Source organism: Prescottella defluvii (genome assembly GCF_000738775.1).
In the GTDB taxonomy this organism is placed as follows: Bacteria; Actinomycetota; Actinomycetes; order Mycobacteriales; family Mycobacteriaceae; genus Prescottella; species Prescottella defluvii.
This window is the reverse complement of the sequence record NZ_JPOC01000037.1, coordinates 37104-63199: the sequence shown is the minus strand read 5'-3', so window position 1 is coordinate 63199 and position 26096 is coordinate 37104. Positions and strand designations below refer to the sequence as shown.

Here is a 26096-nt window from a genome sequence, read left to right as displayed (position 1 = left end):
AGTAAATCACATCAAATATATTTGATGCGGTCCCATGGAGGAAGCCCGACATGACCCGAGAACTGTCTTCGAGCGACGCGGCACCCGGCTTGTCCACCTCACCGACCCCCGACGGCGACACCACCTTCGCGAGCCTCGACCCCCGCACCGGCGCCGTCCTCGCCGACTACCCGATCGCGACCGCATCCGACGTGTCGGCCGCCGTCGAACGGGCCCGCGGCGCCGCCCGCTGGTGGGACGCTCAGGGCTTCCGCGGACGCCGAGACTGGCTCCTCGAGTTCAAGAAGGCCATCGCCTCGGACGCCGACGACCTGGCGCGGGTGATGTCGGCCGAGACCGGCAAGCCGCACGACGACGCCCTGCTCGAGGTCATGCTCGCGGTCGAACATCTCGACTGGGCCGCCCGCAACGCCAAGAAGGTCCTCAAGCCGCGGCGTGTGCCGTCCGGACTGGTCAGCGCCAACCAGTCGGCGACCCTGGGCTACAAGCCGATGGGCGTGGTCGGGGTCATCGGTCCCTGGAACTACCCCGTCTACACACCGATGGGCTCGATCTCGTATGCCCTCGCCGCCGGCAACGCCATCGTGTTCAAGCCCAGCGAGCTCACCCCGGGTGTCGGCAAGTGGCTCGAGGCCAAATGGAACTCGCTCGCCCCGACCCAGCCCGTGCTGCAGGTGATCACGGGACTCGGCGCCACGGGCGCAGACCTGTGCCGTGCCGGAGCCGACAAGATCGCGTTCACCGGATCGGGGCCGACGGCGCGCAAGGTCATGGCGGTGTGCGCGGAGACGTTGACCCCTCTGGTCGCCGAGTGCGGCGGCAAGGACGCGATGCTGGTCGCCGAGGATGCCGACCTGGACAAGGCCGTCGAGTTCGCCGCCTTCGGCGCGTTCGGCAATGCCGGCCAGACCTGCGCGGGCGTCGAACGTATCTACGTCGCCGAACCGGTGTACCGGCAGTTCCTCGACAAGTTCACCGCCGCCGTCGAGCGGGTCCGGCCGGGGGGCACGGACGCCGACACCTACGGCCCGATGACCCTGCCCCGCCAGGTCGATGTCGTACGCGGCCACATCGCCGACGCCCTTGGCAAGGGCGCCCGCGCCGTGATCGGCGGAATCGACTCCGTGCACGAACGATTCGTCGATCCGGTGATCCTCACCGACGTCCCCGAGTCCTCGTCCGCCGTCTGCGAGGAGACGTTCGGGCCCACCGTCGTGGTCAACAAGGTGCGCGATCTCGAGGAGGGCATCGAGCGCGCCAACGCCACGTCCTACGGCCTCGGAGCCTCGGTCTTCACCGCAAACCGCGCCCGGGGCAAGGACATCGCGGATCGGCTACGTACCGGGATGGTGTCGGTGAACTCGGTGCTCGGGTTCGCGGGCATCCCGTCGCTGCCCTTCGGCGGCATCGGCGAGTCCGGGTTCGGCCGCATCCACGGCGCCGACGGCCTCCGAGAGTTCAGCCGACCCAAGGCCGTCACCGTCCAGAAATTCTCGGCCCCACTGAATCTGATGACCCTCGAGCGATCCGCGCGGGACATGAAGATCTCCGCATGGATGCTCAAGGCCCGGCACGGCCGGTGACCACGATGACCCTCACCCCCTCACGCCGCGCCGGCACCTTCCCGCCACCCGACCGCGCCCCCCGGCCCGGTCGGGGCCGGCAGGGATGGGTCGAGACGATCGAGCGACTGGACCCGGCAACCCGGCACCAGGACATCCTGCGGATCACCGCCGGCTACGAATTCCCGTGGGACTACCAACGTTCCCTCGAGTTCGCCCTGTTCCGCACGTACTGCGTTCCGACGATCTCGGAACTACTTTCCCGCACGGGCGAGTTCGAGAAACGTCCACAGAAGCGGTACGACGACACCGCGCTGCTGATGGCCGAACTCGTCGAGCACGGCTACGATTCGCCGCGCGGCCGGGAGTCTCTGCGGAACATCAACCGCATGCACGGCCGCTACGCGATCTCGAACGACGACATGCTGTACGTGCTGTCGACGTTCGTGTACGACCCGATCGACTGGATCGACCGGTACGGCTGGCGCAGGATGCATCCACACGAGCGGCTGGCGTCGTTCCACTTCTACCGTCAAGTGGGAATTCGGATGGGAATCAAGGATATTCCCGAGTCGTACCAGGACTTCCAGCGCTTCAAGATGGACTACGAGCGCGACCACTTCGTCTACAGCGCGGACAACCACCGGATCGGCACCTACACGCTCGGTCTGTTCCAGTCGTGGTACCCGAAGGCCCTGGCCCGCCCCGTCGCGGCGGCCGTCTACGCATTGATCGACGACCGCATGTCCGTCGCGTTCGGGTTCCCCAAGGGCTCGCCCCGGGTGCGGGCCGCCGCCGAGGCCGGGCTGCGCTCCCGGTCCGCGGTGGTGCGACTGCTCCCGAAGCGTCGGGCGTCGGTGTCGGCGCGCGACCCACACAACCGCACCTACCCCGGATACCCGGCGGGCTACTGCCCGCGGGATCTGGGCGTTGCACAGGATCACGTGTCGTACGAGCCCTGAATTCTCCTGCCCCCGAACGCAGCTTCCACGGCATCGACCCCGGCGCGCACCGCGGGCCCGGCGGTGTCGGCCCGCCACACCGCGTAGATGTCACGGTGCAGGCGGGGCTCGGTGGGCACCAGCCTCACCCCGTCCGGCGGTCGATCCACCGCCAGTCGGGGCACCAGCGCCGCCGCGAGCCCGGCGGCGGCGAAGGCGAGATGCGTCGAGATGTCGGAGGCCTCGAAGTCCACCCGGGGCTCGAACCCCTGCCGCCGCAGCGTCCGCACCAGCCACGCGTGGAAGTCGGTCCCCGCACCCCACGCCACCCACCGCATGTCCGACAGTGCGGCCAACGGAACCACGGCGCTCTCCGCGAACGGATGATCCGTGGGAAGGGCGACGTCGGCGGTGTCCCGGTGAATCAGTCGCGTTTCCAGCGTCGTCGGGATCTCGACGGGCGCGGACTCCCAACTGTCGACGACACCGATGTCGATACGGCCCCGGGCGACGGACTCGAGCGTCACCTCGGTTTCGGCCTCGGTCACCGTGACGTGGACGGGGTACCGGGACAGCAGGGAGTTCACCGCACCCGGCAGCACCACCCGTGAGGCGGTGACGAACGCACCGAACCGGATCGGGCCGACGACCTCACTGCGCATCGCCGCGATCTCGGCCTCGATCCCGGAGGCGTGGGACAGCAACTGGTCGCCGCGGCGGGCGAGAAGTTCGCCGGCCGGGGTCAGCCGAATACCCCGGCCCGCCGGCTCGAGCAGTGCCGCACCCACCTCGCGTTCGAGCTTGGCGAGCTGCTGGGACACCCCCGAGGGCGTCACGTGCAGGATGCGGGCGGCCGCCGCCACCGATCCGGCCTGCGCGACGACGCACAGCGCACGTACTCGATCGAGGTTCAACACGGTAGAAACACTACCGAATGGTAAGAGCTATTTCTTACTTGCCGTTTCCGCTGGTAGATCCCACTATTGATCAAGTGCAGATCACCGAGTTCCGCCGTGCCCGTGTGGCCGATCCCCGCCTCCTCGCAGTCTCCGGCGCCCTCGCGATCTCCCTGACGGCGGTGTTCATCCGCCTGGCCGACGTCTCCCCCGCGACATCGGTGTTCTACCGGTGCCTGCTCGCGCTGCCGCCGCTGGGCCTGCTCGCGTGGTTCGAGCACCGGCGCGGCAACCGCATCACCCGCGGGGACGCGGGGCGCTACGTCGTCGCCGGCGTGATGCTCGGCGTCGACTTCGCGCTGTGGTCGCAGGCGATCATGCTCATCGGCGCCGGGATCTCGACGGTTCTCGTCAACGTCCAGGTGGTCGTCGTTCCGCTGCTGTCGTTCCTGGTCTTCCGGACCAAGATTCCGGTGCGCTTCGTCTGCGCGGTGCCGGTCCTGTTCGCGGGCATCGCGTTGACCGGAGGCATCGGCAGCGGCGCAGCGGCGGGCCCGGACCTGTGGTGGGGAACCTTCCTGGCGCTTTTGTCGGGTGTCGCGTACGCGGTGTACATCTTCATCGTCGGCGGCCGCGGATCCGCCGACACCGCGGCCACCCAGGTCCTGGTGTCGACCGCGGCGGCCGGTGTGGCCGGATCGGCCCTGGGATCGTGGTGGGGTCCGATCGACCTGACACCCGGCTGGGCGTCGTTCGGCTGGCTTGCGGCCCTTGCCCTCTCGGCCCAGTTCGTGGGCTGGATCCTCCTCGGCCGCTCGCTCCCCCGTCTGGCCCCGGAGGTCGGCGCCACGCTGCTGCTCCTGCAACCCGTCCTCGCCGTCGCCGCCGCGATCGTCGCGCTCGGCGAACGCCCCACGGCCCTGCAACTCGTCGGCTGCGCGACCGTCGTCGCGACCGCCTGGTTCGTCGCGTCCCGACCGCCCACCGCCCCGACGCGGGCTGTTGCTGCGGACGACTCTCGGGCGATGGTGCAGTAACCGCCCTCGGCGATCTGTGGATGACGAAATCGGTTGTCCACAGATCGCGGTCGGCCACTCCACGGGAGTGATTCCTCGCCGATCCTGCACTCATGCAACCGTTCCGGGGATCCGACGCCGTCACCGCCGGCACCATGACCGTCCACCGTCTGCGCCACGACTTCACCCGCGTATTCCGCGACGTCTACGTGCCGCGCCACACCGTGGTCACCCCAACGATCCGGGCCCGCGCCGCATGGCTGTTCGCGGGGCCGGACGCCGTCCTCACCGGCTGGTCGGCGGCCGCGCTGCACGGCGCGAAGTGGGTGGACGCCCACACTCCCGCCGAGGTGATCCGTCCCGGTCATCGGCGTTCACCGCCGGGGATGCTCGTCCACAACTGCGCGCTACGGCCCGACGAAGTCTGCACGATCGACGGGATGCGGGTCGCGACGGCCGCGCGAACCGCCTTCGACCTGGGACGACGGCTGCCACGTCGCGACGCCGTCGCCGCGCTCGACGACCTGCGCCGCACGACCGGAGTCTCGGGCGAGGACATCGCAGTGGTCGCCAAGTGCCACCCGCACACCCCGGGCAGGCGGCAACTGCTGGATCGGCTACCGCTCGTGGACCCCGGCGCCGAGTCGCCCCCGGAGACGCACACCCGCCTGGTGCTCGTGGACGCCGGGCTGCCGTGGCCGGAGACCCAGATCGTGCACGAACGGGGCGGCCGGGAGTTCGCCCGCTCCGACCTGGGCTGGCAGCGGTGGCGACTCCTGGTCGAGTACGACGGCGCCCATCACTGGACCGACCGGCGGCAACGCGCATGGGACATCGAGCGCGCTGCCCGCCTCGAGGAACTGGGGTGGACGATCGTGAAGGTCGACTCGGCGCTCCTCTACGACCGCCCCGGGGAGTTGGTCCGCCGCGTCCGAGAGAAGCTGCGTGCGGCAGGTGCCCGGGTATGACGAGGGCGGTTACTGCGCCCGGCTCTCAGCCGATGGTGCAGTAACCGCCCGCAGTCGATGGATCAGGCGGCGGCCTGGACGGGTTCGTCGTCGGACATCCGCACGTCGGGCGCTTCGATCGGCCCGATCTCCTGCGCGTAGTAGAAGTGCGGGCGACGGTGGCCGAGGAACGAACCGAACCACGACATCACCGCGACGTAGCGGTTGCGGAAGCCGACGAGGTACACCATGTGCACCGCGAGCCACACCACCCACGCGATGAAGCCGGTGAGCTCGATGCTCTTCACCTTGGTGACGGCGGAGAAACGGTTGACGATCGCCATCGAACCCTTGTCGCGGAACTTGAACGGGGTCCCGCGCTTGGTCTTGCCGAGGATGGTGGCGGCGACGTGCCGGCCGCCCTGCATCGCGACGGGCGACTGGCCGGGCAGGTTGTTCAGCGACGTCATGTCACCGACCGCGAAGATGTCGGCGCGGCCGCCGACGGTGAGATCGGGGTTGACGAGCAGACGCCCGGCCCGGTCGGTGTCGCAGCCGGTGCGCTCGGCGAGCACGCCCGCGAAGTCGTTGGCCTGCACGCCCGCCGACCAGACGATGGTCTCGGCGGTGCGACGCTCCCCGGTCTCGCTGCCGTGGGCCTTGAAGGTGGCGCCGTGCTCGTCGATGTCGGTGACGAGGGTGTTGAGGACTACCTCGACACCCGACTTCTCGAGCGAGTCCTTCATGTATTCGCTGAGCTTGCCGCCGTACGCGGGCATCGCGACACCGGCGCCCTCGACGAGCGTGACGGTGACGTCGTCGGCGGTGATGCCGCGGATCGACTGCTCGAAGTAGCGGCCCGCGAGTTCCTTGATCTGGCCGGCCAGCTCGATGCCGGTGGCTCCGGCGCCGATCACGATGAAGCTGAGCAGGTTCTTGCGGCGTTCGGCGTCGCTGGTGGTGTGTGCTTCCTCGAAGCAACGCACGATCTGGGCGCGCAGACGCTCGGCGTCGTCGACGGTCTTGAGGGCGAAGGTGACCTTCGCGAACTCGTCGCGGCCGAAGTACGACTGCCGGGCACCGGTCGCGGCGACGAGCGAGTCGTAGCCGAGCGTGTGCCGCTGGCCGGCGGCCTCGTAGACGAGTTCCTTCTGGTCCGGGTGCACGTCGACGACGCGGCCGAGGCGGACGTCGGCGTTGGGGTACTTCGCGAGGATCGCGCGGATCGACGGGGCGATCTCACCGGCCGCGAGGACACCCGTCGCCACCTGGTAGAGCAGAGGCTGGAACAGATGCTCGGTGGTCTCCGAGATCAGAACGAACGGCTTACCGGCCTTGGCCAGCTTCTTCGCCGTGGCGAGGGCACCGAATCCGGAACCAACGATCACTACTTCGGTCCGGTCGACTGCTACTTCGCTCACGGGTACCTCCTCATCGAGATGTATGAGGAACACCGTAGGAGCGCTAACGACGTTTACGCCAGTAATCAGGGATATTCGGAAAACAGTTATCTGGATTGCTCATAAGTAGTATGGCGTCATGGACTTCCGTCAGCTGCGCTACTTCCTCGCGGTCAGTGAGGAACTGAGTTTCAGCCGTGCGGCCGAGCGCTGCTTCATCTCACAGTCCGCCATCAGCCACCAGATCACCAAACTCGAGCAGGAACTCGGCGCGCCGCTGTTCGAACGGTCGACCCGCGTCGTGCGCCTGAGCCCCGCCGGAACCCGGCTCGTACCGATCGCGCAGGAAGTGCTCAGCCTCGAGACCAAAGCCCTCGCCGTCGCGAAGGGACCGCGCGACCGGATCCGAATCACCGCGAGCATGAGTTTCGCGCCGCAGAGCCTCGACGCCATCGCCCGCGTCCGCCGGCGCCACCCGGATCTGGACATCGAGTTCGTGATCAAGAATTTCACCGACCGCATCGACGCGGTGTCGTCGGGGGACGCCGACATCGCACTGATCCGCGGGGAGGTCGACCGCCCCGGCCTCGAGACGCTGGAACTGGGCGTCGAGGACCTGATGATCGCGACGTCGAGCCAGCATCCGGTGTCCGCGTTCTCGACCGTCGAACTGGGGGAACTCGCCCCCTATCCCTTGTTGCTGCCCCCGCGGTCGAGCCAGATCCTGATCCACACGGTCGTCGAGGACGCGTTCCGGGAGGTCGGCCGGCGGGTGCAACTGGGGCCGCCGATCGCGCGTGATCACACCGCGATCCTCGACGTCATCACCAATCCCCGGGCGTGGACGGTGCTGTACGCGAGCACCGTCGCCGAGGCGCCCCGCACCGGACTGTGCGTCATGCGCGAAGCCCGCAACCGCCTACGTGTGCCCGTCAACGGGATCGTTCGCACCGGCGCAGGCACGGGTCCCGGCCTGACGGACCTGGTCGAGTCACTGCGGATGACGGTGACCGGACAGAGCAGTGTGCCCCCGAGTCCGGGTCCCGGACTCGGGGGCACAGCGCAGCCCCGGTAGCCGGGACTACAGCGTGCGGCGCCCCGACAGGGCGCGGCCGAGCGTGAGCTCGTCGGCGAATTCGAGATCGCCACCCATCGGCAGCCCCGACGCGAGCCGGGACACCGTCAGGCCCGGGAAGTCCCGCAGCATCCGCACCAGGTACGTCGCCGTCGCCTCGCCCTCGGTGTTGGGGTCGGTCGCGATGATCACCTCGGCGACGTCGACGCCGTCCTCCTGATTGCCGATGCGGGTCAACAACTCCCGGATCCGCAGTTGGTCCGGGCCGATGCCGCTGAGCGGGTCGAGCGCGCCACCGAGAACGTGGTAGCGCCCCCGGAACTCGCGGGTGCGCTCGATCGCCTGCACGTCCTTGGGCTCCTCGACGACGCACACCATCGTCCGGTCTCTCCGCGGGTCGGAGCAGATGCGGCACTTCTCCTCTTCGGAGACGGTGCCGCACACGACGCAGAACTGGACGCCGTCACGCACCTTCTGCAGCACGGCCTGCAACCGGTCGATCTCCGGCGGCTCGACCGTCAGCAGGTGGAACGCGATGCGCTGGGCGCTCTTGGGCCCGATGCCGGGCAGCTTGCCCAGCTCGTCGATCAAGTCCTGGACGGGACCTTCGTACAAGGCGCGCCTCTAGAAGGGGAGTCCGGGCAGACCGCCGGCCAGCGGACCGAGCTTGCTGGCCGCGATCTCCTGCGCCTTGTTCGACGCGTCGGCGATCGCACCGATCACGAGGTCCTGCAGCGTCTCGACGTCCTCGGGGTCGACGACCTTGGGGTCGATCGCGAGGCCGACGACCTCACCGGTGCCCTTGACCGTCGCGGTCACCAGACCGCCACCGGCCTGACCGGTCACCTCGGCCTGTGCCATTTCCGCCTGCGCGGCCATCAACTGCTGCTGCATCTGCTGCGCCTGAGCGATGAGCTGCTGCATGTCGGGCTGTCCACCTGGTTGCACCTGAATGGTCCTTTCTGAAGTCGCGTCGCCAGCGTAGTCCGTCCGGGGCGTCAGCCCAGTTCGCGCGCCAGGTTCGAGAGGGTCTTCTCCTGGATCTTGCGCAGGCCGAGCGGGGCGAAGGTGCGCTCGAAGAAGCCGCCGATGCCGCCGGCGCCCTTCCACTGCGTCGTCGTGGTGATCGTCGAACCGGCCCCCGCCGACGCGACCTCCCAGGTCGTGACCATCGACGAGTTCGCGTCACGCTCGGTGACGGTGTTCCCCGAGACGGTCACCGACGCCTTGACGTTGCGGGAGCGGCTCTCGGTGGCCTGCAGCGTCCACTTCGCGACGGTCCCGTCGCCCTGTCCGCCCTCGACGACCTCGTAGTCCCGGTACTGCGGGGGCAGGATCCGCGGGCGGACCGTCTCGTAGTCCGCGAGCGCGGCGAGCGTCTGCTCGGGGGTGGCGGTGACGGTGATCGAACTGCTGGCGCTGACCTGTGCCACGGGATGGGCCTCCTTGCTCGAGAGTTTCCTTCATCCTGCCGGGTCGACGGACGCACAGCCACCGCTGCTCGAGTGACCGACAGCACGAGTTTCCACTCACTGGGACTTGCATCACATCGAAGTAAGGAGGCTTCTTACTGTGCGCCGTGAAGCACGACGAAACAATGAGGTGAGCCTTGAAGAACACTTGGTACCGGTCGGGCATCCGACTCGCGGCACTCGGCGCTGCCGCAGCCCTGCTCGTCGGCGGGTGTGCAACCGCCAACAGCGAGTCGGGTGACGGCGCGTCCGTCGACATCGGCCCGGTCAACGTCTCCGCCGACCCGGGCGACCCCGTCCGCGGCGGCGCGGTGACGTTCGGGTCGTACTCCTTCCCCAACTCGCTCGACCCGACCAAGACTCAGGCCGCAGGTTCCACCGGCGGCACCGAGATGGCGGCGCTCTACGACACTCTGCTGCGCGCCGACTCCGAGACCGGCGACTTCGTGCCGCAGCTCGCCGAGTCGGTGGAGAACAACGCCGAGTACACCCAGTTCACGCTGAAGTTGCGCGACGGTGTCACGTTCAGCGACGGCAGCCCCCTCGACGCCGAGGCCGTCAAGTGGAGCATCGACCGTTTCGTCGCCGCCAAGGCCGACGTCGCCCAGGTGTGGGCCAACTCGGTGACCTCGATCGAGACCCCCGACCCCAAGACGGTGACGTTCACGCTGAACACGCCGTGGGACCGTTTCCCGGTGCTCCTGGGGATGGGGCCGGGCATGATCGTCTCCAAGGCCTCCGAGGTCGACGGCAAGTTCACGCCGATCGGCGCCGGTCCGTTCACGCTCACCCGGTTCGCGCCGAACGAGGAGCTCCTGCTCACCGCGCGCGAGGACTACTGGAACGGCCGTCCGAACCTCGACAAGGTGCGCTTCGTCCCGACGAACGGTGCTCGCGGCCAGTTCGAGTCGCTGCAGGCGGGCCAGCTGAACATGGCGTTCGTCTTCCGTGACGAGGCCGCGATCAAGGACACCCTCGCCGCCGACTACAGCGGTTGGCTCTCGGTGCAGGGGCTCGGCGCGCTCGGCATGATCAACAATCGTGAGGGCCGGCCGGGCGCCGACCTGCGGGTGCGTCAGGCGATCGTGCTGGGCGTCGACCCGGAGGCGATCAACGCCCGCAGCAACGAGGGGCTCGGAATCGCCGACTCGGCGCTCGTCCCGGAGAGCTCGCGCTGGTACTCCGGCGCCGAGGGTGTGCAGTTCGACCCGGAGAAGGCCAAGCAGTTGCTCGACGAGGCCAAGGCTGACGGCTACAACGGCAAGCTGACCTACCTCACGAACAGCGAGAAGAGCGCCGAGGCAGCCGCGCTCGCCACACAGGCGTCGCTGAACTCGATCGGCTTCGACGTGAAGATCGACTACGTCAACAGCGTGACGGACCTCGTCCGCAAGCTGTACGTCGAGAACGACTTCGACATGACGCGCTCGGCATACGCCTTCATGGACGAGTCGCCCTACCTGCGCCTGTACGGCGGCCTGGGCAGCGACTCGCGCAACAACGCGGCCGGCTTCGCCGATCCGCAGATGGACGCGCTCCTCGTCGACGTGAAGACCGCGACCACCGACGATGCCAAGAAGGACGCGATCGCCAAGGTCCAGGCTCGCGCCAACGAGACTGCCCCGTACGCGGTGTGGGGTCCGACCAAGATCTTCATCGCGTGGGACAACAACATCCACGGCGTCAAGCGCAGCGTGGACAACATCATGCTGTTCGACGGGGCGTGGGTCACCCCGTGACACCGGCCTGACGACAGTCCCCGACGCCCCGGCACGCACCCGCGTGCCGGGGCGTCGGCGTTTATTAGCATAGCTAAAAATATCCGACTGGCCGGGATATCGATAGCCGACCGACCCGACTAGCGATAGCGTCAGGGCGTGGTCGACTCCAAGAGTGGTATCCGCGAAATCGGGCTTGCCGCGCATCGTGCGGGAGTCCAGCGCCTGCTGGCCAGCTACCGGGCGATCCCTCCGGACGCCAACGTGCGCCTGGCGAAGAAGACGTCCAACCTGTTCCGGGCTCGAGCGAAGAGCAGCGCCCCCGGACTGGACGTGTCCGGACTCGGCGCCGTCGTCTCGGTGGATCCCATCGCCCGCACGGCCGACGTCCAGGGCATGTGCACGTACGAGAACCTGGTGGCCGCGACACTCCCCTACGGGCTCGCACCGTTCGTGGTGCCGCAGTTGAAGACCATCACCCTAGGCGGCGCGGTCACCGGCCTCGGCATCGAGTCCACGTCGTTCCGCAACGGCCTTCCGCACGAGTCCGTGCTCGAGATCGACATCCTCACCGGCAGCGGCGACATCGTCACCGCGACGCCCGACAACGAGCACTCCGATCTGTTCCGATCCTTCCCCAACTCGTATGGAACCCTCGGCTATTCGACACGCATCCGCATCGAACTCGAGCCGGTGAAGCCGTTCGTCGCGCTGCGACACCTGCGCTTCACGGACCTGGAGCAGCTCGAGTCCACGATGGCCCGCATCGTCACCGAACGGACCTGGAACGGCATCGACGTCGACTATCTCGACGGCACCGTCTTCACCCCGACCGAGGCCTACCTGACACTGGGCGTGCAGACCGACGAGCCCGGGCCGGTGAGCGACTACACCGACATGGACATCTACTACCGGTCCATCCAGCACGAGTCGGTCAATCACCCCAAGACCGACCGGCTCACCATCCACGACTACCTGTGGCGCTGGGACACCGACTGGTTCTGGTGCTCCCGCGCGTTCGGTACCCAGAATCCGAAGATCCGGCGATTCTGGCCGAAGCGCTACCGCCGCAGCAGCTTCTACTGGAAGCTCATCGGCCTCGACCAGAAGTACGACATCGGCGACCGACTCGAGGCCCGCAAGGGTCTGCCGCCACGGGAACGCGTCGTGCAGGACGTCGAGGTACCCATCGAGCACTGCACGGACTTCCTCCGCTGGTTCCTCGACGAGATTCCGATCGAACCGCTGTGGCTGTGCCCGTTGCGCCTTCGAGAGCCGGCGCATCCCTCGCTGGATACTCACCGCCCGTGGCCCCTGTACCCCCTCGAGCCGCACCGCACGTACGTCAACATCGGGTTCTGGTCGTCGGTGCCGATCGTTCCCGGTGCACCCCTCGGTGCGGCGAACCGCCTGATCGAGAAGAAGGTCAGCGAACTCGACGGCCACAAATCCCTGTACTCCGAGTCGTTCTACGACGAGGACGACTTCGCGCTGATGTACGGCGGCGACCACTACACCCAGATCAAGAAGCGATACGACCCCGATTCGCGTTTCCTCGACCTCTATTCGAAGGCGGTGCAACGAAAGTGACGACGCTCAGAACAACATCCGATCCGCAGAAGCTCACGATCGCGGAGATTGTCGATACCGTGTCCGACGGCCGGATCCCTCTGCGTTTCACTGCCTACGACGGCAGCGCGACCGGCCCGGAGGATGCGTCGTACGGCCTGCACCTCAACTCGACCCGCGGCACCACCTACCTGGCGACCGCACCGGGCGATCTCGGGATGGCTCGAGCCTACGTCTCCGGCGACCTCGAGGCGATCGGCGTGCACCCCGGTGACCCGTACGAGATCCTGAAGGCGATGACCGACATCCACTTCCATCGCCCGTCGGCGAAGGAACTGGCCGCCATCACGCGGTCGATCGGCTGGGACAACCTGCGTCCGATCGCACCGCCGCCGCAGGAACACCTGCCGCGGTGGCGACGGTTCGCGGAGGGATTGCGGCACTCCAAGACCCGCGATGCCGAGGTGATCCATCACCACTACGACGTGTCCAACACCTTCTACGAGTACGTGCTGGGGCCGTCCATGACGTACACGTGCGCCGCGTACGAGTCCGCCGACCAGAGCCTCGAGGACGCCCAGGAGAACAAGTACCGGTTGGTGTTCGAGAAGCTGGGGCTGAAGGAAGGCGATCGCCTGCTCGACATCGGTTGCGGCTGGGGCGGAATGGTCCGCTACGCCGCTCGTCGCGGCGTCAAGGTCATCGGCGCGACGCTCTCCCGGGAGCAGGCCGACTGGGCGCAGAAGGCGATTGCCGAGCAGGGCCTGTCCGAACTGGCCGAGGTGCGGTTCTCGGACTACCGGGACGTCCCGGAGACCGGATTCGACGCCATCTCGTCGATCGGCCTCACCGAGCACATCGGTGTCCACAACTACCCGGCGTACTTCGGCTTCATGAAGGAGAAGCTGCGCGAGGGCGGAAGGCTGCTGAACCACTGCATCACCCGGCCCGGCAACCGCAGCGGCGCCAAGGCCGGCTACTTCATCGACCGGTACATCTTCCCGGACGGCGAGCTCACCGGCTCGGGCCGGATCATCAGTGAGATCCAGAACATCGGCCTCGAGGTGCGGCACGAGGAGAATCTGCGCGAGCACTACGCGCTGACCCTCGCCGGTTGGTGCCGGAACCTGGTCGAGAACTGGGACGCGTGCGTCGCCGAGGTCGGCGAAGGCACCGCGAAAGTGTGGGGGCTGTACATGGCCGGGTCGCGACTCGGCTTCGAACGCAACGTCGTTCAGCTGCACCAGGTACTCGCGGTCAAGCTGGGCCCCCACGGCGAGGCGGACGTGCCGCTGCGTCCGTGGTGGCGGGGCTGATCGGCACCCCATCGATGCCGCCGATGCCCGTCGTCCGACCCCGGACGACGGGCATCGTCACGTGGTGCGCGCCGCCGCATCTGCCCGACGCGCCGCGCGCTCGATCGCCGCGGCCGCACGTTGCACCGCCTCGGCCATCCTGCGGTCGTTCACGATCCGGTCGAGCGGACCACAGATCGAGATCGCGGCCGGCTTGGGGATGCCCCGCGATATCGACGCACCGAGACAGCCGAGATCCGGAACCGACGTGCCCCGGTCGTAGGTGATGCCCTCGGCTAGGGCTAGATCCAGTTCGGCTTCGAGTGCCTTCCGCCCACCCACGACGCCGGCCTCGAGGTGCGCGAATGTCGGCTGGTCGAGGTGTTCACGCGGCAACCTCATGAGCAGCGCCTTCCCGACCGCCGAGCGGTGCGCCGGGTACCGTCCGCCCAGGCGGGACGGGACGTTCGCACCGAAGCTGCCCGAGAGCTTCTCCCAGTAGATCGTGTCGGCACCGTCGAGGACCGCGAGGTGGACGACCATACCGGTGGACCGGTGCAGATCCTGGAGGATCGGCAACGCCGTCCGATGGAACCAGTGGTTGCGCACTGCCCGCGATCCCAGTTCGAACAGGCGAACCCCCAGCTCGTACCGCGACCCGTCGCGATGGAGCCAGCGCATCGACACCATCCGCTCGAGCAGTCGATGCGCCGACGAACTGGGGATTCCGGTGAGCCGCGCAGTCTCGCTCAGCGTCAGGTAGCCGTTGTCGTCGAGCGCCTCGAGCACCAGCTCGATCCGATCGAGCATCGACGTGGCGGGGGCCTGTCCCCGGTCATCCGACAACGGCCGCGTCCTCTCTACTGGAGCGGGTCGGGCGCCGAATCCACCCGGCACCGAGACCCACCGCCCCGTAATATAGTTGGCGCGCCCGGGCACCCGGCGTCAGGCCTCCGTTCCCGAGCCGACCCCCTTCACGATGGCCGCCAGCAGATCCGCGATCCGGGCCTCGTACTGCTCGCGTTCGTCGTCGGGTATCTCCGACGCCTGCAGGATTCCGCTCCCGAACAGCGACCACCCGGAGATCGCGGCGAGCACGGCCATCTTCCGGACCCGATCATCGACGGAAACCGGCGATCTCCGGGTGACCGCCTCGAGTGCGTCCATGTCCTCGTTCGGAATCAGATCCGAACGACCGTGCAGATTCAGCCACGCCACGATCCGCACGTACTCGGGATCGGCGACTCCGACCATGAACAACGCGCGTACCGCCTCCGGGAGCGAATCCACGGACTCGACGATCGCCGCCGACTTCTCGTGACTGCGCGCGAGCACCGCCCGCACGACATCGTCCTTGTTGCCGACGTGCTTGTGGATCAGGCCGAGGTTGACACCGGCATCGGCGGCGAGTTCACGCATACTGAAGGACAGCCCCTTCTCGGCGAGCAACTTGCGCGCAGCCATCCGCACGGTTCTGCGCACTTCGTCTCTGCCCCAGGCCTTGTCGGCCGCCTGCGCTTCATTCACCCCTTGACAGTAGACGGTCGTCTAATGTGAAATCAACCATCACGCGGCGTTGATCCTGCGCCCCGGCAGTCACTGGTCGCAGACCTGACCTGGTGGCCCGAACCCGTTCGCTCGCAGCCTGCCCCCCACTTTCGGGGTATCCGACACACAGATACCCCGAGGACGCGACCCACAGCACGGAGGAAAGATGAACGACAACGACGCGCCGGTCCGCGAGATCACCGCCCAAGCGCCACCGAGACGGTTCGCGCGCGGATGGCATTGCCTGGGCCTGGAACGCACGTTCCTCGACGGAAATCCGCATCAGATCAACGCATTCGGCCGGAAGCTCGTCGTCTTCGCCGGGCAGGACCAGCGCATCAACGTGCTCGACGCGTACTGCCGGCACATGGGCGGCGACCTCTCGCAGGGAACCGTCAAGGGGAACGAGATCGCCTGCCCGTTCCACGATTGGCGGTGGGGCGGCGACGGGCGCTGCAAGAACATCCCGTACGCGCGCCGTGTCCCGCCGCTCGCCCGTACCACCACGTGGCCGACGATGGTGCAGGACGGACTGCTGTTCGTCTGGAACGACCCCGAGGGCAACCCGCCACCCGCGGACGTGACGATTCCGCGTATCGCCGGCTACGGCGACCCCGAATACACCGACTGGATCTGGTATTCGACGACGATCGAGGGCGTCAATTGCCGTGAAGTCATCGACAACGTCGTCGACATGGCCCACTTCTTCTACATTCATCTCGCCTTCCCGACGTATTTCAAGACGATCTTCGAAGGCCACACCGCGACACAGTTCATGACCGGTGTCGGACGCGAGGATGTCGCCCCCCGCAAACCCGTTCCGGGAGTTCCGGTCTCCCGCGGAAACACCTCAGTCGCGGCGTACCACGGGCCGTCCTTCATGATCGACGACCTCGTGTACCACTACGACGAGGCAGACCTGCCGATCGTGCTGATCAACTGCCACTACCCGATCGACGCCAACTCGTTCGAGCTGCAGTACGGCGTCATCGTCAAGAAGTTCCCGGGCCGAGACGACGCCGAGTCCGCCGCCCTCGCCCGGAAGATCGGCGACTTCGTGCGCCTCGGGTTCGAACAGGACGTCGTGATCTGGAAGAACAAGGCCCGCATCGACAATCCGCTCCTGTGCGAGGAGGACGGTCCGGTGTACCAGCTGCGACGCTGGTACGAACAGTTCTACGTCGATGCGGTGGACGTTCGCCCCGAGATGATCAACCGGTACGAGTTCGAGATCGACACCACCGCACCGAACAGCAAGTGGCGAGCCGAAGTTCAGGACAACATCGCCAAGCGCGCTGTGCCTGTCGCCGCAGGCCCACTGGGGTCCTCCCCGACCGGGAGCCTTTCCGGGGGTAGCTCCGACGGCGACTGCGATCGCGCCTTCGCCCCCGGCGGCGCCCTCGACTCCCCAGCCCAGCTGGATTTCGAGAAGACTGTTGCGGCGGTCGCGGCGGACCCACTGGTGCGCGCAGCGAAGGCCGACGTCGCGGCGATGTACCGTGCAGATCCCCAGGGTGCCACCCGAGCCGGACGAGACACTCTTCACGCAGCGGTCGACTCCATTGCGGCGGCAGCGGCCCAGACCGTGGTCACCGACGACTCCTCGGCACCACACTTCAACTGGGTCGTCACGGCTCCCCACTGCTGGCACGGCCTCGACGTGGACCGTTCGGGCTACGGAATCGACAACCCCGACAACGTACATCGGCACGCTGCCGTCGACGGAGAGTCGACCTTCGTGATTCGGGGACGCATGCCGGAACGGCGGCCGGCCCAATTGTCCTTCGTCCTCTACGGCGAGCTTCCCGGCACCGGGGCGGTGACGAAAGAAGGCGCCCCGGTCCTGGCGTCCCTCACCTCGGATCGTATGCAGATCGATCCCGACGGATCGTTCACGATCACCGTCGACCCAGAGCCCGCCGACGGCCGCCCGAACCACATTCGCACCACGGCTGCCGCTCGGCTCCTCATTGCGCGCGACTCGCTGAACAACTGGGCGGGAGAACGACCGTCGCATCTGGAGATCGACCGCACGGCCGGACCTGACGCGCCCGCACCCCGCAGTCGCGAGCAACTGGCGACGCAGACCGCCGATCTCCTTCGCACGATCGGCCGGTACTGGCTCGACTGGGACAACACCTTCATCTACACGAAGGCGCCCAACGACGTCCAGGCTCCGACGGCGCCACGCGGGTCCGGTTTCGGGTTCGCGACGAGCGGACACTTCGCCCTTGGCCCGAAGCAGGCGCTCGTGGTCACACTCGATCCGGTCGGCGCCCGGTACCTCGGGTTCGAGCTGACCGATCCGTGGGGCGTCGCGCGTGAGTACGTCGATCGATCGGGCAGCCTCAATCAGGCGCAGGCCCGACCCGACGCGGACGGCACGATCACCTATGTCGTCTCCGCCGAGGATCCCGGTACCTGGAACTGGTTGGACACCAGCGGTATCGACAGTGGCATGTACGCGATCCGCTGGCAGTCCGTCCCCTCGGACGTCGACCTGTCCCGGACGGTTCGCTCGGCTCGGTTGGTCGACATCGCCGATCTCGATTCGGCACTCCCCGCCGGCATCACCCGGGTCACCCCGGCCGCGCGAGTCGTTCAGCTCGAGGATCGCGCCGCGGCCTACAACGAGCGCCTCCTCGGCTAGTTCGGCACAGCTTGCTGGGGGCCGTGCACACCGGATCGGTGTGCACGGCCCCGGCATCACCGGTCCCTTCCGGCGTCAGATGCCCTCGAGCGCTCTCGGTTCCAGGGACCGCTCGTACTCATCGATCACCGTCGGGGTCATTGCCTCCAGGGGACCCTGCCGCTCGGGACGCCACCAAACCGGGTCCTCGGTCCGCCACCGTTCGGAGCGCAGCCGGCGCCGGAGCACCTTGGTGGTCGCGGTCGTCGGGATCCGGTCGCAGATCCGGACGAAGCTCGGGAGCCACTTCGGCGAGAAGTCGTCCAGCGTACGCAGGAAGGTGTCGAAGGCACCGGCGTCGAACACGGCGTCCGGTCGCAGCTGGACTGCCACCATCACCCGGTCCCCCACGGTGTCGTCGGGAACGGGGTACGCCCCGACGAGCGCGATATCGGGGTGCCGGCCGATCGCGTCCTCGATCTGGGTGGACGCGATGTTCTCACCGTCGACCCGAATCCAGTTGTCGTCCCGTCCCGCGAACCAGAAGAAACCTCGGGTGTCCCGGTAGGCGAGGTCGCCGGTCCACAGGATTCCGTGTCGCACCCGCTTCTCCGAGGCCTCCGGATTGTTCCAGTAGCCCTCGAATCCCGCTGCACCCTCAGTGTTCACGAGTTCGCCGATCGCCTCGTTGGGGTTCGACAACACACCGTTCGCATCGATCTCCGCGCGCGGACACTCCGACAAGGTCTCGGCGTTCAAGATCTTGATTCCGTCGGATGCCGGCATCCCGAGGCTGCCCGCGGGTGCGTCGGGTGTTCGCGCGAAGGTAATGCCGCCCTCGGTCGAACCGTATCCGTCGACGACAGTGCAGTCGTACCGAGCAGCGAACTCCTCGACGTCACCCGGCGCCGCCTCGTTGCCCATCACCATGCGCAGCGTCGTCGAACGGTCGCGGGGTGTGGCCGGAGCGGTGAGGAGGTACGCGAGGGGCTTCCCGACGTAGTTGAAGTGCGTGACACCGAACTTCTCGACGGTCGGAAAGAACTGCGACACCGAGAACTTCGCGATCACGGACGCCGCGCCGACGGACAGTGCCGGTAGCCAGCCCTGCACGATCGCCGCCGTGTGGAACCACGGCATGCTCACCAGACTCACTGTCTCCCGCGAGTGACCGAAGTACGACGCGACGGCCTCCGCCGTCCCGACGAGCCGGCGGTGCGAGCAGATGCACGCCTTCGGGGCGCTGGTCGACCCCGAGGTGAAGATGAGCATCGCAGTGTCGCCGGGCCGAACGTCAACCTGCGGGGCCGCGACGCCGAGATAAGGAGCGAGTGCGTCGTCGTGGTGGCTGGTGTCCACGTCGAGAACACGATCGCCGCACCGGCTGTCGTCGAGTGCGCTCAGTTCCTCGACGTATCGGCCTTCGGTGATCACGATCTGACAATCGCTGTGCTCGACGTCCCGGGCAAGGTCCCGACCTCGACGTGTTCCGTTGAGGCCCACGAACGTTGCACCGGCGAGCGCACAGGCCCCGATCCACAGCGGAAAGTCGACACGGTTGTCGAGTAGCACGCCGACGTGGAACGGGCCGGGTCGTCGTCGGTCGAGCAGGTAGGCGGCGCGCGCGGCGCACAGTCCGACGAACTCGCGGTACGTCCACGCCTGCTCGCCCTCGTACAGGGCGACACCGTCGTCGTGGGCTCGACGGAGCAGGAGTTCGGCAATGGTGGTCAACGGAGGCCTTCTTCTCTACCGGGAAGGATCTGCAACTGAGCGGAGGTCACCAGGTGACGGGCAGGGAGAACAGCCCGTTGATACCCGACCACCGCTTGAACGGCAGGTCCGCGGGGTCGGTGTCGAGTCTGAGGGTCGGGACCCGACGGGTGAGGGTTTCGAAGATCACCTGCAGTTCGAGGCGAGCGAGGCCCTGTCCGATGCACTGGTGGACGCCGTACCCGAAGGCGAAGTGGTCGCGAGCCTTCCGATGGATGTCGAGCTGACCGGCTCCCGGGAAATGCGCGTCGTCACGATTCGCCGACAGGTTGAGCGGGATGATCGAGTCGCCGGCCTTGATCGTCACTCCGCCGATCTCGATGTCCTCGCTCGCCACCCGCAGGATCACGAGATGGACGACGGTCAGGTACCGGAGCAGTTCTTCGACGGCGTTGCGGATGAGCGCGGGGTTGCCGCGCATCTCGTCCCACTGGTCGCGGTGTTCGAGCAGGGTGTAGGTACCGAGGGCCGTCATGTTCGTGGTGGTGTCGTGCCCGGCAATGATCAGTAGGAAGCCGGAGTTCTCCACATCCATCATGGTGATCTCACCACGGCGCACCGCACCGACGAGCTGACCCATGATGTCCTCACCCGGATCATCCTGTGCAGCACGTTCTTCCGAGATCGAGCGAATGTACCCACGCAGTTCCTGCATCGCCTCGATGGCAATGGTCAGCGCCTCGGGGTTGGTGGGATCGGTGGATGCGAGGGACCGATCGGCCGCGTCGTTGAAGAAGGCACGATCCTCCGCCTTCACCCCGAGCAGCCAACTCAGGACCGTGCTCGGTACCGGTAGGGCGAGCGCCTCGACGAAATCCGCCTTGCGATCCGGGCGCGCAAGCATCTCGTCGATGGTCTTGTCGACCAGTTCCTGGATCGCGGGGCGCATCTTGTTGATCGCGCTGAGCGTGAAGTTCTTCGACAGCAGGTTGCGGAAGATCGTGTGCTGCGGCGCGTCCATGCGAAGGAACAGTTGCTGATCCGCAGGTTCGGGCTGCGCGCCGAAGTGCGGGAATCCGCGATTCTGGGAATCGCTACTCACCCGCCGGTCGGACAGGAGTGCGCGAACGTCGTCGTATCGGGTGACCAGCCACGCCTTGCCGCCACCGGCGGTCGTGACCTGACTGATGGGTTCGTTGTCCCGCAGCCAGTCGTAGGCGGCCGGCGGGTCGATCGGCGGGCGCGGCCAGGGGAACGCAGTGTCGATGGCCTCGGGGCGGAGAGCTGTGCTGTCCATGTCAGGTCCTTTGCGTAGGTGTCGCCGAAGGGCAGGGCGGAGAAGAAGGTCGCGGATACGCGCAAGTGAGGGAGCGGCGGTCCGGATGCGGATTCGCTCGACGCGGTCGAGTCAACACGAGAACAGGGAGATCGAAATACTCAGTCCCACTGAGTGGTATCGGCAGATGCAACTGTAATACGCTGTTGTAATTACGCTTTCGCATCGGATGACAGCAACGAGCGTCAAGTCCGACAGCCCGCCGGAAGTGACGCTCGTTGCGTGCCAGATCTATACGTCGATGGGTGCGGTAAGGACGGCTGTGGCCATGGCGATCACGTTCGCCTTGAAGTCGGGGATGGAATTCGGCATCCGACGGCCGGTCGCCGCGTCCCGAGCGCGTGTCGCGAGCGCCGCGGAGACCAGGGTCAGTACCCCCTTGACACGGTCCTCGACCAGATTGTCGGGGACGTGCTCCATCCCGGCGCGCATGAGATCGAAAGACCTTGCAAGACTGGGATACCGGTCCACACCGACCATCTGATCGGTGTTCAGCTCGAACAACGTCTGACCGAGGATCCGCAGATACCTGCGGCCCCCCTCGTCGCGTAGCAACTCCACCAGCGGAGCGACCACGATCGTGACGGCATCACGAGGCGTCGACGGGCCCGGGGCGGGCCACTTCTCGAGGAGTTCGGCGCGGCGCTGCTCCAGCTGCGCGAGGTACTTCTCGCGAATCGCCTGCAGCACGCCTTCACGGGACCCGAAGTGGTACCGCAGAGCGGAGGGGTTGCGTTGACCTGCGCCTTGGACGATATCGCCGATCAGCGTGGCCTCCACACCCCTGGCGGCAAACAGCTCCTCGGCAACTTCGAGGAGCTTCTGCTTGGTCGAGGGGGTTCCCTGGCTCATGGCCGTAGTGTACCTTCCACCTACTACTAATAAGGAGTATTAATTATGACTTCCATCACGACCCGCAAAGTCGGTCGACTCCTGGTGTCCACAGCGGCTGTCGCCGCTACCACACTCGTCGGTACCGCAGGCGCACAAGCAGATACGGGAAGCCTCGGCATCGGCGGCTTCGGTAGCCTCGGCACCGGGAGCGCTGATCAGGGTGGTGCACTGCCGTACGCGAACACCGGCTGGGTCACGCTCCACGGCGACTCCGCCAATCGCAAGCAGCAGTTAGGTGTGACGCCATCCGCGGAGTACACGCGCTGGACGGCGCTCGAAGGCGCCTCCCTCCTCACGCTTCCGGTGCTGCTGCCGAACGGCAATCTCGCGGCGGCTACAGGCAAGGCCGAGGGGCACGCGAACCTCCACGTGCTCGACCGTATGGGCAACACCGTCTGGGAATCGCCGAAATGGAGCGGCAAGGACGGCGTCGACTCCGGTGCCGTCATCTCCTCCCCCATCGTCGACACGGACGGCAACATCTTCATCGGTGACGGCGACCAGTTCTGGTCCTACACGAGTGACGGCCGGTTGCGGTGGGTGATCGACCTGCCGTCCGCGCCGACGCCCAATCCGTTCGCCGACGGATCACGCGCGATCAACCCGTTCGTCACGGCCGTATTCACCAAGGACGGCGCGGTGCTGGGCACGACAGCCTTCGGCCAGGTCGTGGTCGTCGACCGTGCAACCGGCGCACTTCGCGCGCCGATTCTGCAACTGCCGGGCACGTTGGCGAAGCGCCACACTGCAACGCCGATGTCGCCGAGCATGTGGTCCGACGGAATCATGGATCCAGCTATCAAGGATCCGATCTTCCAGATCCTCATGGGCGGCATCGTGCAGAGCGCCAACACCCCCGCGGTCGATCCGGAGACGGGGCGGGTCTTCGTGGCGGCGACCGACGCGCAGGCGGACAAGGGCGCTCTCTACGGCTTGGACGTGACATCCCCGCGTGGCGGCAGACTCGGTTCGGTTTCGATTGCGTTCGCGGCCCAGATGGGTCCGGGCAGTGGATCGAGCCCGGTCCTGTCCCCCGACGGGCGGACGGTCTACACGTGTGACGACGAGGGCATGCTCTACGCATTCGACAGCAATAGCGGCGCGCTGAAGTGGAATGCGCAGTCGAACGCCGCCGCGGCCGCCGTGGCCGTGGACGCTGCCGGCACCATCTACACCCTCACCAATCCCGGTGTCGCCTCGGCCTTCAGCGCGTCCGGCGACAAGCTCTGGGACGCCGACCTCACCGCAGTCACCGACGAGGCCCTGCCGGTGAATGCCGTGTACGGCGCGCCCATCGTACGAGGCAACGGGAATCCGACCGTGGTCGACGGCGCCATCCTGATGGAGGTCTTCTACGGCTACGACGTCCCGGTGCAGGGACACCCGGTGTCCGTTCCGGTCAAGGCCGCGATCGTCGAACTCGACCCGGCAACCGGCGTCGCGCGACGCAACGTCACCTCCGTGACCGACACGACCGAGGGACTGCTCGCCGTCACGCCCGACGGACGCATGTTCTCGTCGCTCGGTTCGATGACATCTACGGCCGTCGAGCCTCTCGCGCCGATGGTGAACGCGAATCTGCCTGCGGGGCTCGAGGTGATGCGTCCGCAGGGCGGCCTGGACGGCTTCCTGCCGGCCCGGTGACGCGCCGCTGTCCGTCTCACCGGGTGTGCAAACCCCTGATGTCCTCGTCTCCAAGGAGTTTTGACTTCCATGCCTGATTTCTCGTCCAAGACAGTCGTCGTCACGGGCTGTTCCTCCGGTGTCGGTGCCGCCGCCGTCACCAAACTTGCCGCCCAGGGCGCCACCGTGATCGGTGTCGACCGCGTTGCCAGCACCGACTCCGCCGTCGCACGAATGGTGGTGGGTGACCTGTCCACTCATGCCGGGGTCCTCGCGATCGCCGACCGGATCGACGGCCCGATCGACGTCCTGATCAACAACGCCGGTGTCGCGGCGACGCTGCCGTGGCGGACGGTTCTCTCGATCAACACCCTCGCACCCCGGGACCTGACCCGGGCACTGCTGCCGAAGTTCGGGCCCGAACCTGTCGTGGTGACGACTGCCTCGCAGGCCGGATTCATGTGGCAGCAGAACTTCGCTCGACTCAACGCCTTTCTCGCGATCGATGATTGGGATGCCGCCCTCGACTCGCTCGCGGACTTCCCGGACATCGACACCGTCTGCTACAACCTGTCCAAGGAAGCCGCGATCATCAACTCCGGCAACCTCGCGGTCGACGGCAAGCACATCGGCCTGCGGTCGAACAGCGCCTCGCCCGGCACGATCGGAACGCCGCTACTGAAGGACTTCACCGCCACCATGGGCGCCGAGAACATCGAAGGCGCCGCGATCTGGGCCGGTCGCCACGCCCGCGCCGAGGAGATCGCCGACGCCCTGCTGTTCCTTGCCTCCTCCGAGGCATCGTGGATCAGTGGCGCCGACCTCCCGCTCGACGGCGGACTGAGTTCGATGGTCTTCCGCAACTACATCGCGCCGGCCATGGCCGCGGCGGCACAGTAGGGAGGGAACACCACCATGTCCGACATCACCGAACTCGTCTCGATCGACCCGGCGACGCTGCAGGAGGTGGGCCGTACACCGGTCACCACCATCGCGGACCTCGACGCCCGGATCACGTCCGCGCACCGCGCGTTCGCGCGCTGGCGCACCGACCGCGCCTACCGCCAGGGACTGCTCGCCGCGTGCTCGTACGAGCTGATGCGCAAGACCCCCGAACTCGTCCCGCTGCTGTCGATGGAGCAGGGAAAGACCGCAGAGGACGCCGGCGGGGAGATCTGGATCTCCGCCAAGTCTCTCGCCCACCACGCCCGCATCGACTGGGACGACGTCACCGACGCCCCCGCCGTCGCCGGCCGCACCGCCCGCATCGAACACCGGCCGCTCGGTGTCGTTGCGGCCATCGTGCCGTGGAACTTTCCGATCTTCCTCATGATGGCGAAGATCGCCCCCGCACTGGCCGCCGGCAACACTGTGATCGTCAAGCCCGCCGAGTCGGTGTCCCTCGTCGTCGGCAAGGTCGTCGACCTACTGAAGGGTGTTCTTCCCGAGGGCGTCCTCGACGTCGTGTACGGCGGCCCCGAGGTCGGTCGGGCCCTCGTCGAGCACCGCCGGATCCGCAAGGTCTCGTTCACCGGCTCCACCGGAGTCGGCAAGCAGATCATGCGTCAGGCCGCGGACACCGTCACCCCGGTCACCCTCGAGTTGGGTGGCAACGACCCCGCGATCCTCCTCGACGACGCCGACATCGGCTATGCGGCAGCATTTCTCGCCAAGAGCGCCTTCTTCAATTCCGGCCAGATGTGCGTCGCCCCGAAACGCGCGTACGTCCCCGCAGACAAGCTCGACGAGTTCTGCGCGACCTTCGCCGCCGCCATGGACACCCTTCCCGTCGGCTACGGACTCGCTCCCGGCACGAAGGTGGGTCCGCTGCACAACGAGGCCCAGCTCACTTTCGTGCAGGGCCTGCTCGACAAGGCCGTTGCCGGCGGCGGCACCGTCGTCAAGGGCGGCGGACGTGGCACCGATCTGCCTGGCTACTTCCTCGAGCCCACCCTCGTCCGCGACGTCGACGACACCGCCGAGATCGTCGCGCTCGAGCAGTTCGGGCCCGTCTTTCCGGTCGTCGCCTACACCGACATCGAAGACGTCCTCAGCACCCTCGACGACCAGGACTTCGGCCTCGGCGCCTCCGTCTGGGGCAGTGTCGAGAACGCCGAGAAGGTCGCCGACCGGATCGACGCCGGCCAGGTATGGATCAACCAGCACAACGCACTCGAGGTGGAACTCCCCTTCGGCGGCGTCAAGTCCAGCGGCTTCGGCCGCGAGGGCGGCCACGCCGGCGTCCATGACTTCCTCGACGCCCGCGTGATCAGCATCAAGTACTGACGACCGAGTGTGGGCGGTGCGTCCCCGCGAGGAATCACCGCCCACACCCGTCGGCCCCAGGTCTTCCATCCACACAAGGCGACATGAACACTCGACGAGCGAAGCACGAAGCCGTACATCCCTGCGCGAGAAGGGGACTGCGCTGACGATGCCGTCGTATCGCGGAGGGACTCCGC

21 protein-coding genes and 1 pseudogene are annotated in these 26096 nt (G+C 67.2%); 12 read left to right on the top strand and 10 right to left on the bottom strand.

Translation table 11 applies throughout. From position 1 onward, the window contains the following. Positions 1 to 50: 50 nt before the first annotated feature. Positions 51 to 1583 (top strand): aldehyde dehydrogenase family protein, encoded by a 1533-nt coding sequence (locus IJ15_RS0114595; protein ID WP_031939083.1) that lies wholly within the window; start codon positions 51 to 53, stop codon positions 1581 to 1583. Then, a complete protein-coding gene (locus IJ15_RS0114590; protein WP_031939082.1) occupies positions 1553 to 2524 on the top strand; it encodes an oxygenase MpaB family protein in 972 nt (323 codons plus the stop codon). Before IJ15_RS0114595 ends, IJ15_RS0114590 begins: the two co-directional genes overlap by 31 nt. On the opposite strand, the gene IJ15_RS0114585 is transcribed toward IJ15_RS0114590, so the two are convergent. After that, positions 2503 to 3420, bottom strand: a complete 918-nt coding sequence (locus IJ15_RS0114585) for a LysR family transcriptional regulator (protein ID WP_031939081.1) — start codon at positions 3418 to 3420, stop codon at positions 2503 to 2505. The genes IJ15_RS0114590 and IJ15_RS0114585 overlap by 22 nt on opposite strands. A gap of 17 nt (positions 3421 to 3437) precedes the next feature. Here IJ15_RS0114585 and IJ15_RS0114580 point away from each other — a divergent pair, with 17 nt between their 5' ends. Further along, positions 3438 to 4436, top strand: coding sequence for a DMT family transporter (locus IJ15_RS0114580; RefSeq protein ID WP_081880740.1), 999 nt, complete (start codon positions 3438 to 3440; stop codon positions 4434 to 4436). Between the two features lie 92 nt (positions 4437 to 4528). After that, the gene (locus IJ15_RS0114575; RefSeq protein WP_031939079.1) at positions 4529 to 5383 is read left to right on the top strand and encodes a hypothetical protein; all 855 of its coding nucleotides are present in this window, start codon (positions 4529 to 4531) and stop codon (positions 5381 to 5383) included. Between the two features lie 62 nt (positions 5384 to 5445). Here IJ15_RS0114575 and IJ15_RS0114570 read toward each other — a convergent pair whose 3' ends face one another. Next, positions 5446 to 6783 carry an NAD(P)/FAD-dependent oxidoreductase gene (locus IJ15_RS0114570; RefSeq protein ID WP_031939078.1) on the bottom strand — a complete coding sequence of 446 codons (1338 nt, stop codon included), beginning with the start codon at positions 6781 to 6783 and terminating at the stop codon, positions 5446 to 5448. Positions 6784 to 6901: 118 nt separating this feature from the next. Between IJ15_RS0114570 and IJ15_RS0114565 the strand changes: the two genes are divergently transcribed. Then, a complete protein-coding gene (locus tag IJ15_RS0114565; protein WP_031939077.1) occupies positions 6902 to 7837 on the top strand; it encodes a LysR family transcriptional regulator in 936 nt (311 codons plus the stop codon). A gap of 6 nt (positions 7838 to 7843) precedes the next feature. Here the strand turns inward: IJ15_RS0114565 and recR are convergent, their stop codons facing one another. The 3 genes from recR to IJ15_RS0114550 form a co-directional block, all read right to left on the bottom strand. Next, the gene (gene recR / locus IJ15_RS0114560) at positions 7844 to 8452 is read right to left on the bottom strand and encodes a recombination mediator RecR (RefSeq protein WP_031939076.1); all 609 of its coding nucleotides are present in this window, start codon (positions 8450 to 8452) and stop codon (positions 7844 to 7846) included. Positions 8453 to 8461: 9 nt separating this feature from the next. Then, positions 8462 to 8761, bottom strand: coding sequence for a YbaB/EbfC family nucleoid-associated protein (locus tag IJ15_RS0114555; RefSeq protein ID WP_231569540.1), 300 nt, complete (start codon positions 8759 to 8761; stop codon positions 8462 to 8464). Positions 8762 to 8835: 74 nt separating this feature from the next. Then, positions 8836 to 9270 (bottom strand): SRPBCC family protein, encoded by a 435-nt coding sequence (locus IJ15_RS0114550; RefSeq protein WP_031939074.1) that lies wholly within the window; start codon positions 9268 to 9270, stop codon positions 8836 to 8838. A 176-nt stretch (positions 9271 to 9446) separates the two neighbouring features. Here IJ15_RS0114550 and IJ15_RS0114545 point away from each other — a divergent pair, with 176 nt between their 5' ends. The 3 genes from IJ15_RS0114545 to IJ15_RS0114535 all read left to right on the top strand — a co-directional run bounded on the left by IJ15_RS0114545 (position 9447) and on the right by IJ15_RS0114535 (position 13912). Next, a complete protein-coding gene (locus IJ15_RS0114545) occupies positions 9447 to 11048 on the top strand; it encodes an ABC transporter substrate-binding protein (protein ID WP_031939073.1) in 1602 nt (533 codons plus the stop codon). 138 nt (positions 11049 to 11186) lie between these two features. Then, positions 11187 to 12617, top strand: a complete 1431-nt coding sequence (locus IJ15_RS0114540; protein ID WP_031939072.1) for an FAD-binding oxidoreductase — start codon at positions 11187 to 11189, stop codon at positions 12615 to 12617. Next, positions 12614 to 13912, top strand: coding sequence for a class I SAM-dependent methyltransferase (locus IJ15_RS0114535; protein WP_031939071.1), 1299 nt, complete (start codon positions 12614 to 12616; stop codon positions 13910 to 13912). The genes IJ15_RS0114540 and IJ15_RS0114535 overlap by 4 nt, the downstream gene beginning before the upstream one ends. Before the next feature lie 57 nt (positions 13913 to 13969). Here the strand turns inward: IJ15_RS0114535 and IJ15_RS0114530 are convergent, their stop codons facing one another. Then, entirely contained in the window at positions 13970 to 14737 is a 768-nt protein-coding gene (locus IJ15_RS0114530) for an IclR family transcriptional regulator (RefSeq protein ID WP_031939070.1), read from the bottom strand. 99 nt (positions 14738 to 14836) lie between these two features. Beyond that, entirely contained in the window at positions 14837 to 15418 is a 582-nt protein-coding gene (locus IJ15_RS0114525) for a TetR/AcrR family transcriptional regulator (RefSeq protein WP_231569539.1), read from the bottom strand. Between the two features lie 187 nt (positions 15419 to 15605). On the opposite strand from IJ15_RS0114525, the pseudogene IJ15_RS26715 reads away from it, so the two are divergent. After that, positions 15606 to 16736: pseudogene (locus IJ15_RS26715) on the top strand (Rieske 2Fe-2S domain-containing protein); the annotation flags it as partial. 1428 nt (positions 16737 to 18164) lie between these two features. Here IJ15_RS26715 and IJ15_RS0114510 read toward each other — a convergent pair. From IJ15_RS0114510 to IJ15_RS0114500, 3 genes are all read right to left on the bottom strand, one after another. Further along, a complete protein-coding gene (locus IJ15_RS0114510) occupies positions 18165 to 19802 on the bottom strand; it encodes an AMP-binding protein (protein ID WP_031939067.1) in 1638 nt (545 codons plus the stop codon). A 46-nt stretch (positions 19803 to 19848) separates the two neighbouring features. Next, positions 19849 to 21078, bottom strand: coding sequence for a cytochrome P450 (locus IJ15_RS0114505; protein ID WP_031939066.1), 1230 nt, complete (start codon positions 21076 to 21078; stop codon positions 19849 to 19851). Between the two features lie 270 nt (positions 21079 to 21348). Further along, complete coding sequence (locus tag IJ15_RS0114500; RefSeq protein ID WP_051918907.1) at positions 21349 to 21969, bottom strand: TetR/AcrR family transcriptional regulator; 621 nt, start codon at positions 21967 to 21969, stop codon at positions 21349 to 21351. A gap of 45 nt (positions 21970 to 22014) precedes the next feature. Between IJ15_RS0114500 and IJ15_RS0114495 the strand changes: the two genes are divergently transcribed. From IJ15_RS0114495 to IJ15_RS0114485, 3 genes are all read left to right on the top strand, one after another. Next, a complete protein-coding gene (locus tag IJ15_RS0114495; RefSeq protein ID WP_081880738.1) occupies positions 22015 to 23655 on the top strand; it encodes an outer membrane protein assembly factor BamB family protein in 1641 nt (546 codons plus the stop codon). A 69-nt stretch (positions 23656 to 23724) separates the two neighbouring features. Continuing rightward, positions 23725 to 24534, top strand: coding sequence for an SDR family oxidoreductase (locus IJ15_RS0114490; RefSeq protein ID WP_031939063.1), 810 nt, complete (start codon positions 23725 to 23727; stop codon positions 24532 to 24534). A 15-nt stretch (positions 24535 to 24549) separates the two neighbouring features. Continuing rightward, positions 24550 to 25920 (top strand): aldehyde dehydrogenase family protein, encoded by a 1371-nt coding sequence (locus IJ15_RS0114485; RefSeq protein WP_031939062.1) that lies wholly within the window; start codon positions 24550 to 24552, stop codon positions 25918 to 25920. The last annotated feature ends 176 nt before the right edge of the window (positions 25921 to 26096 follow it).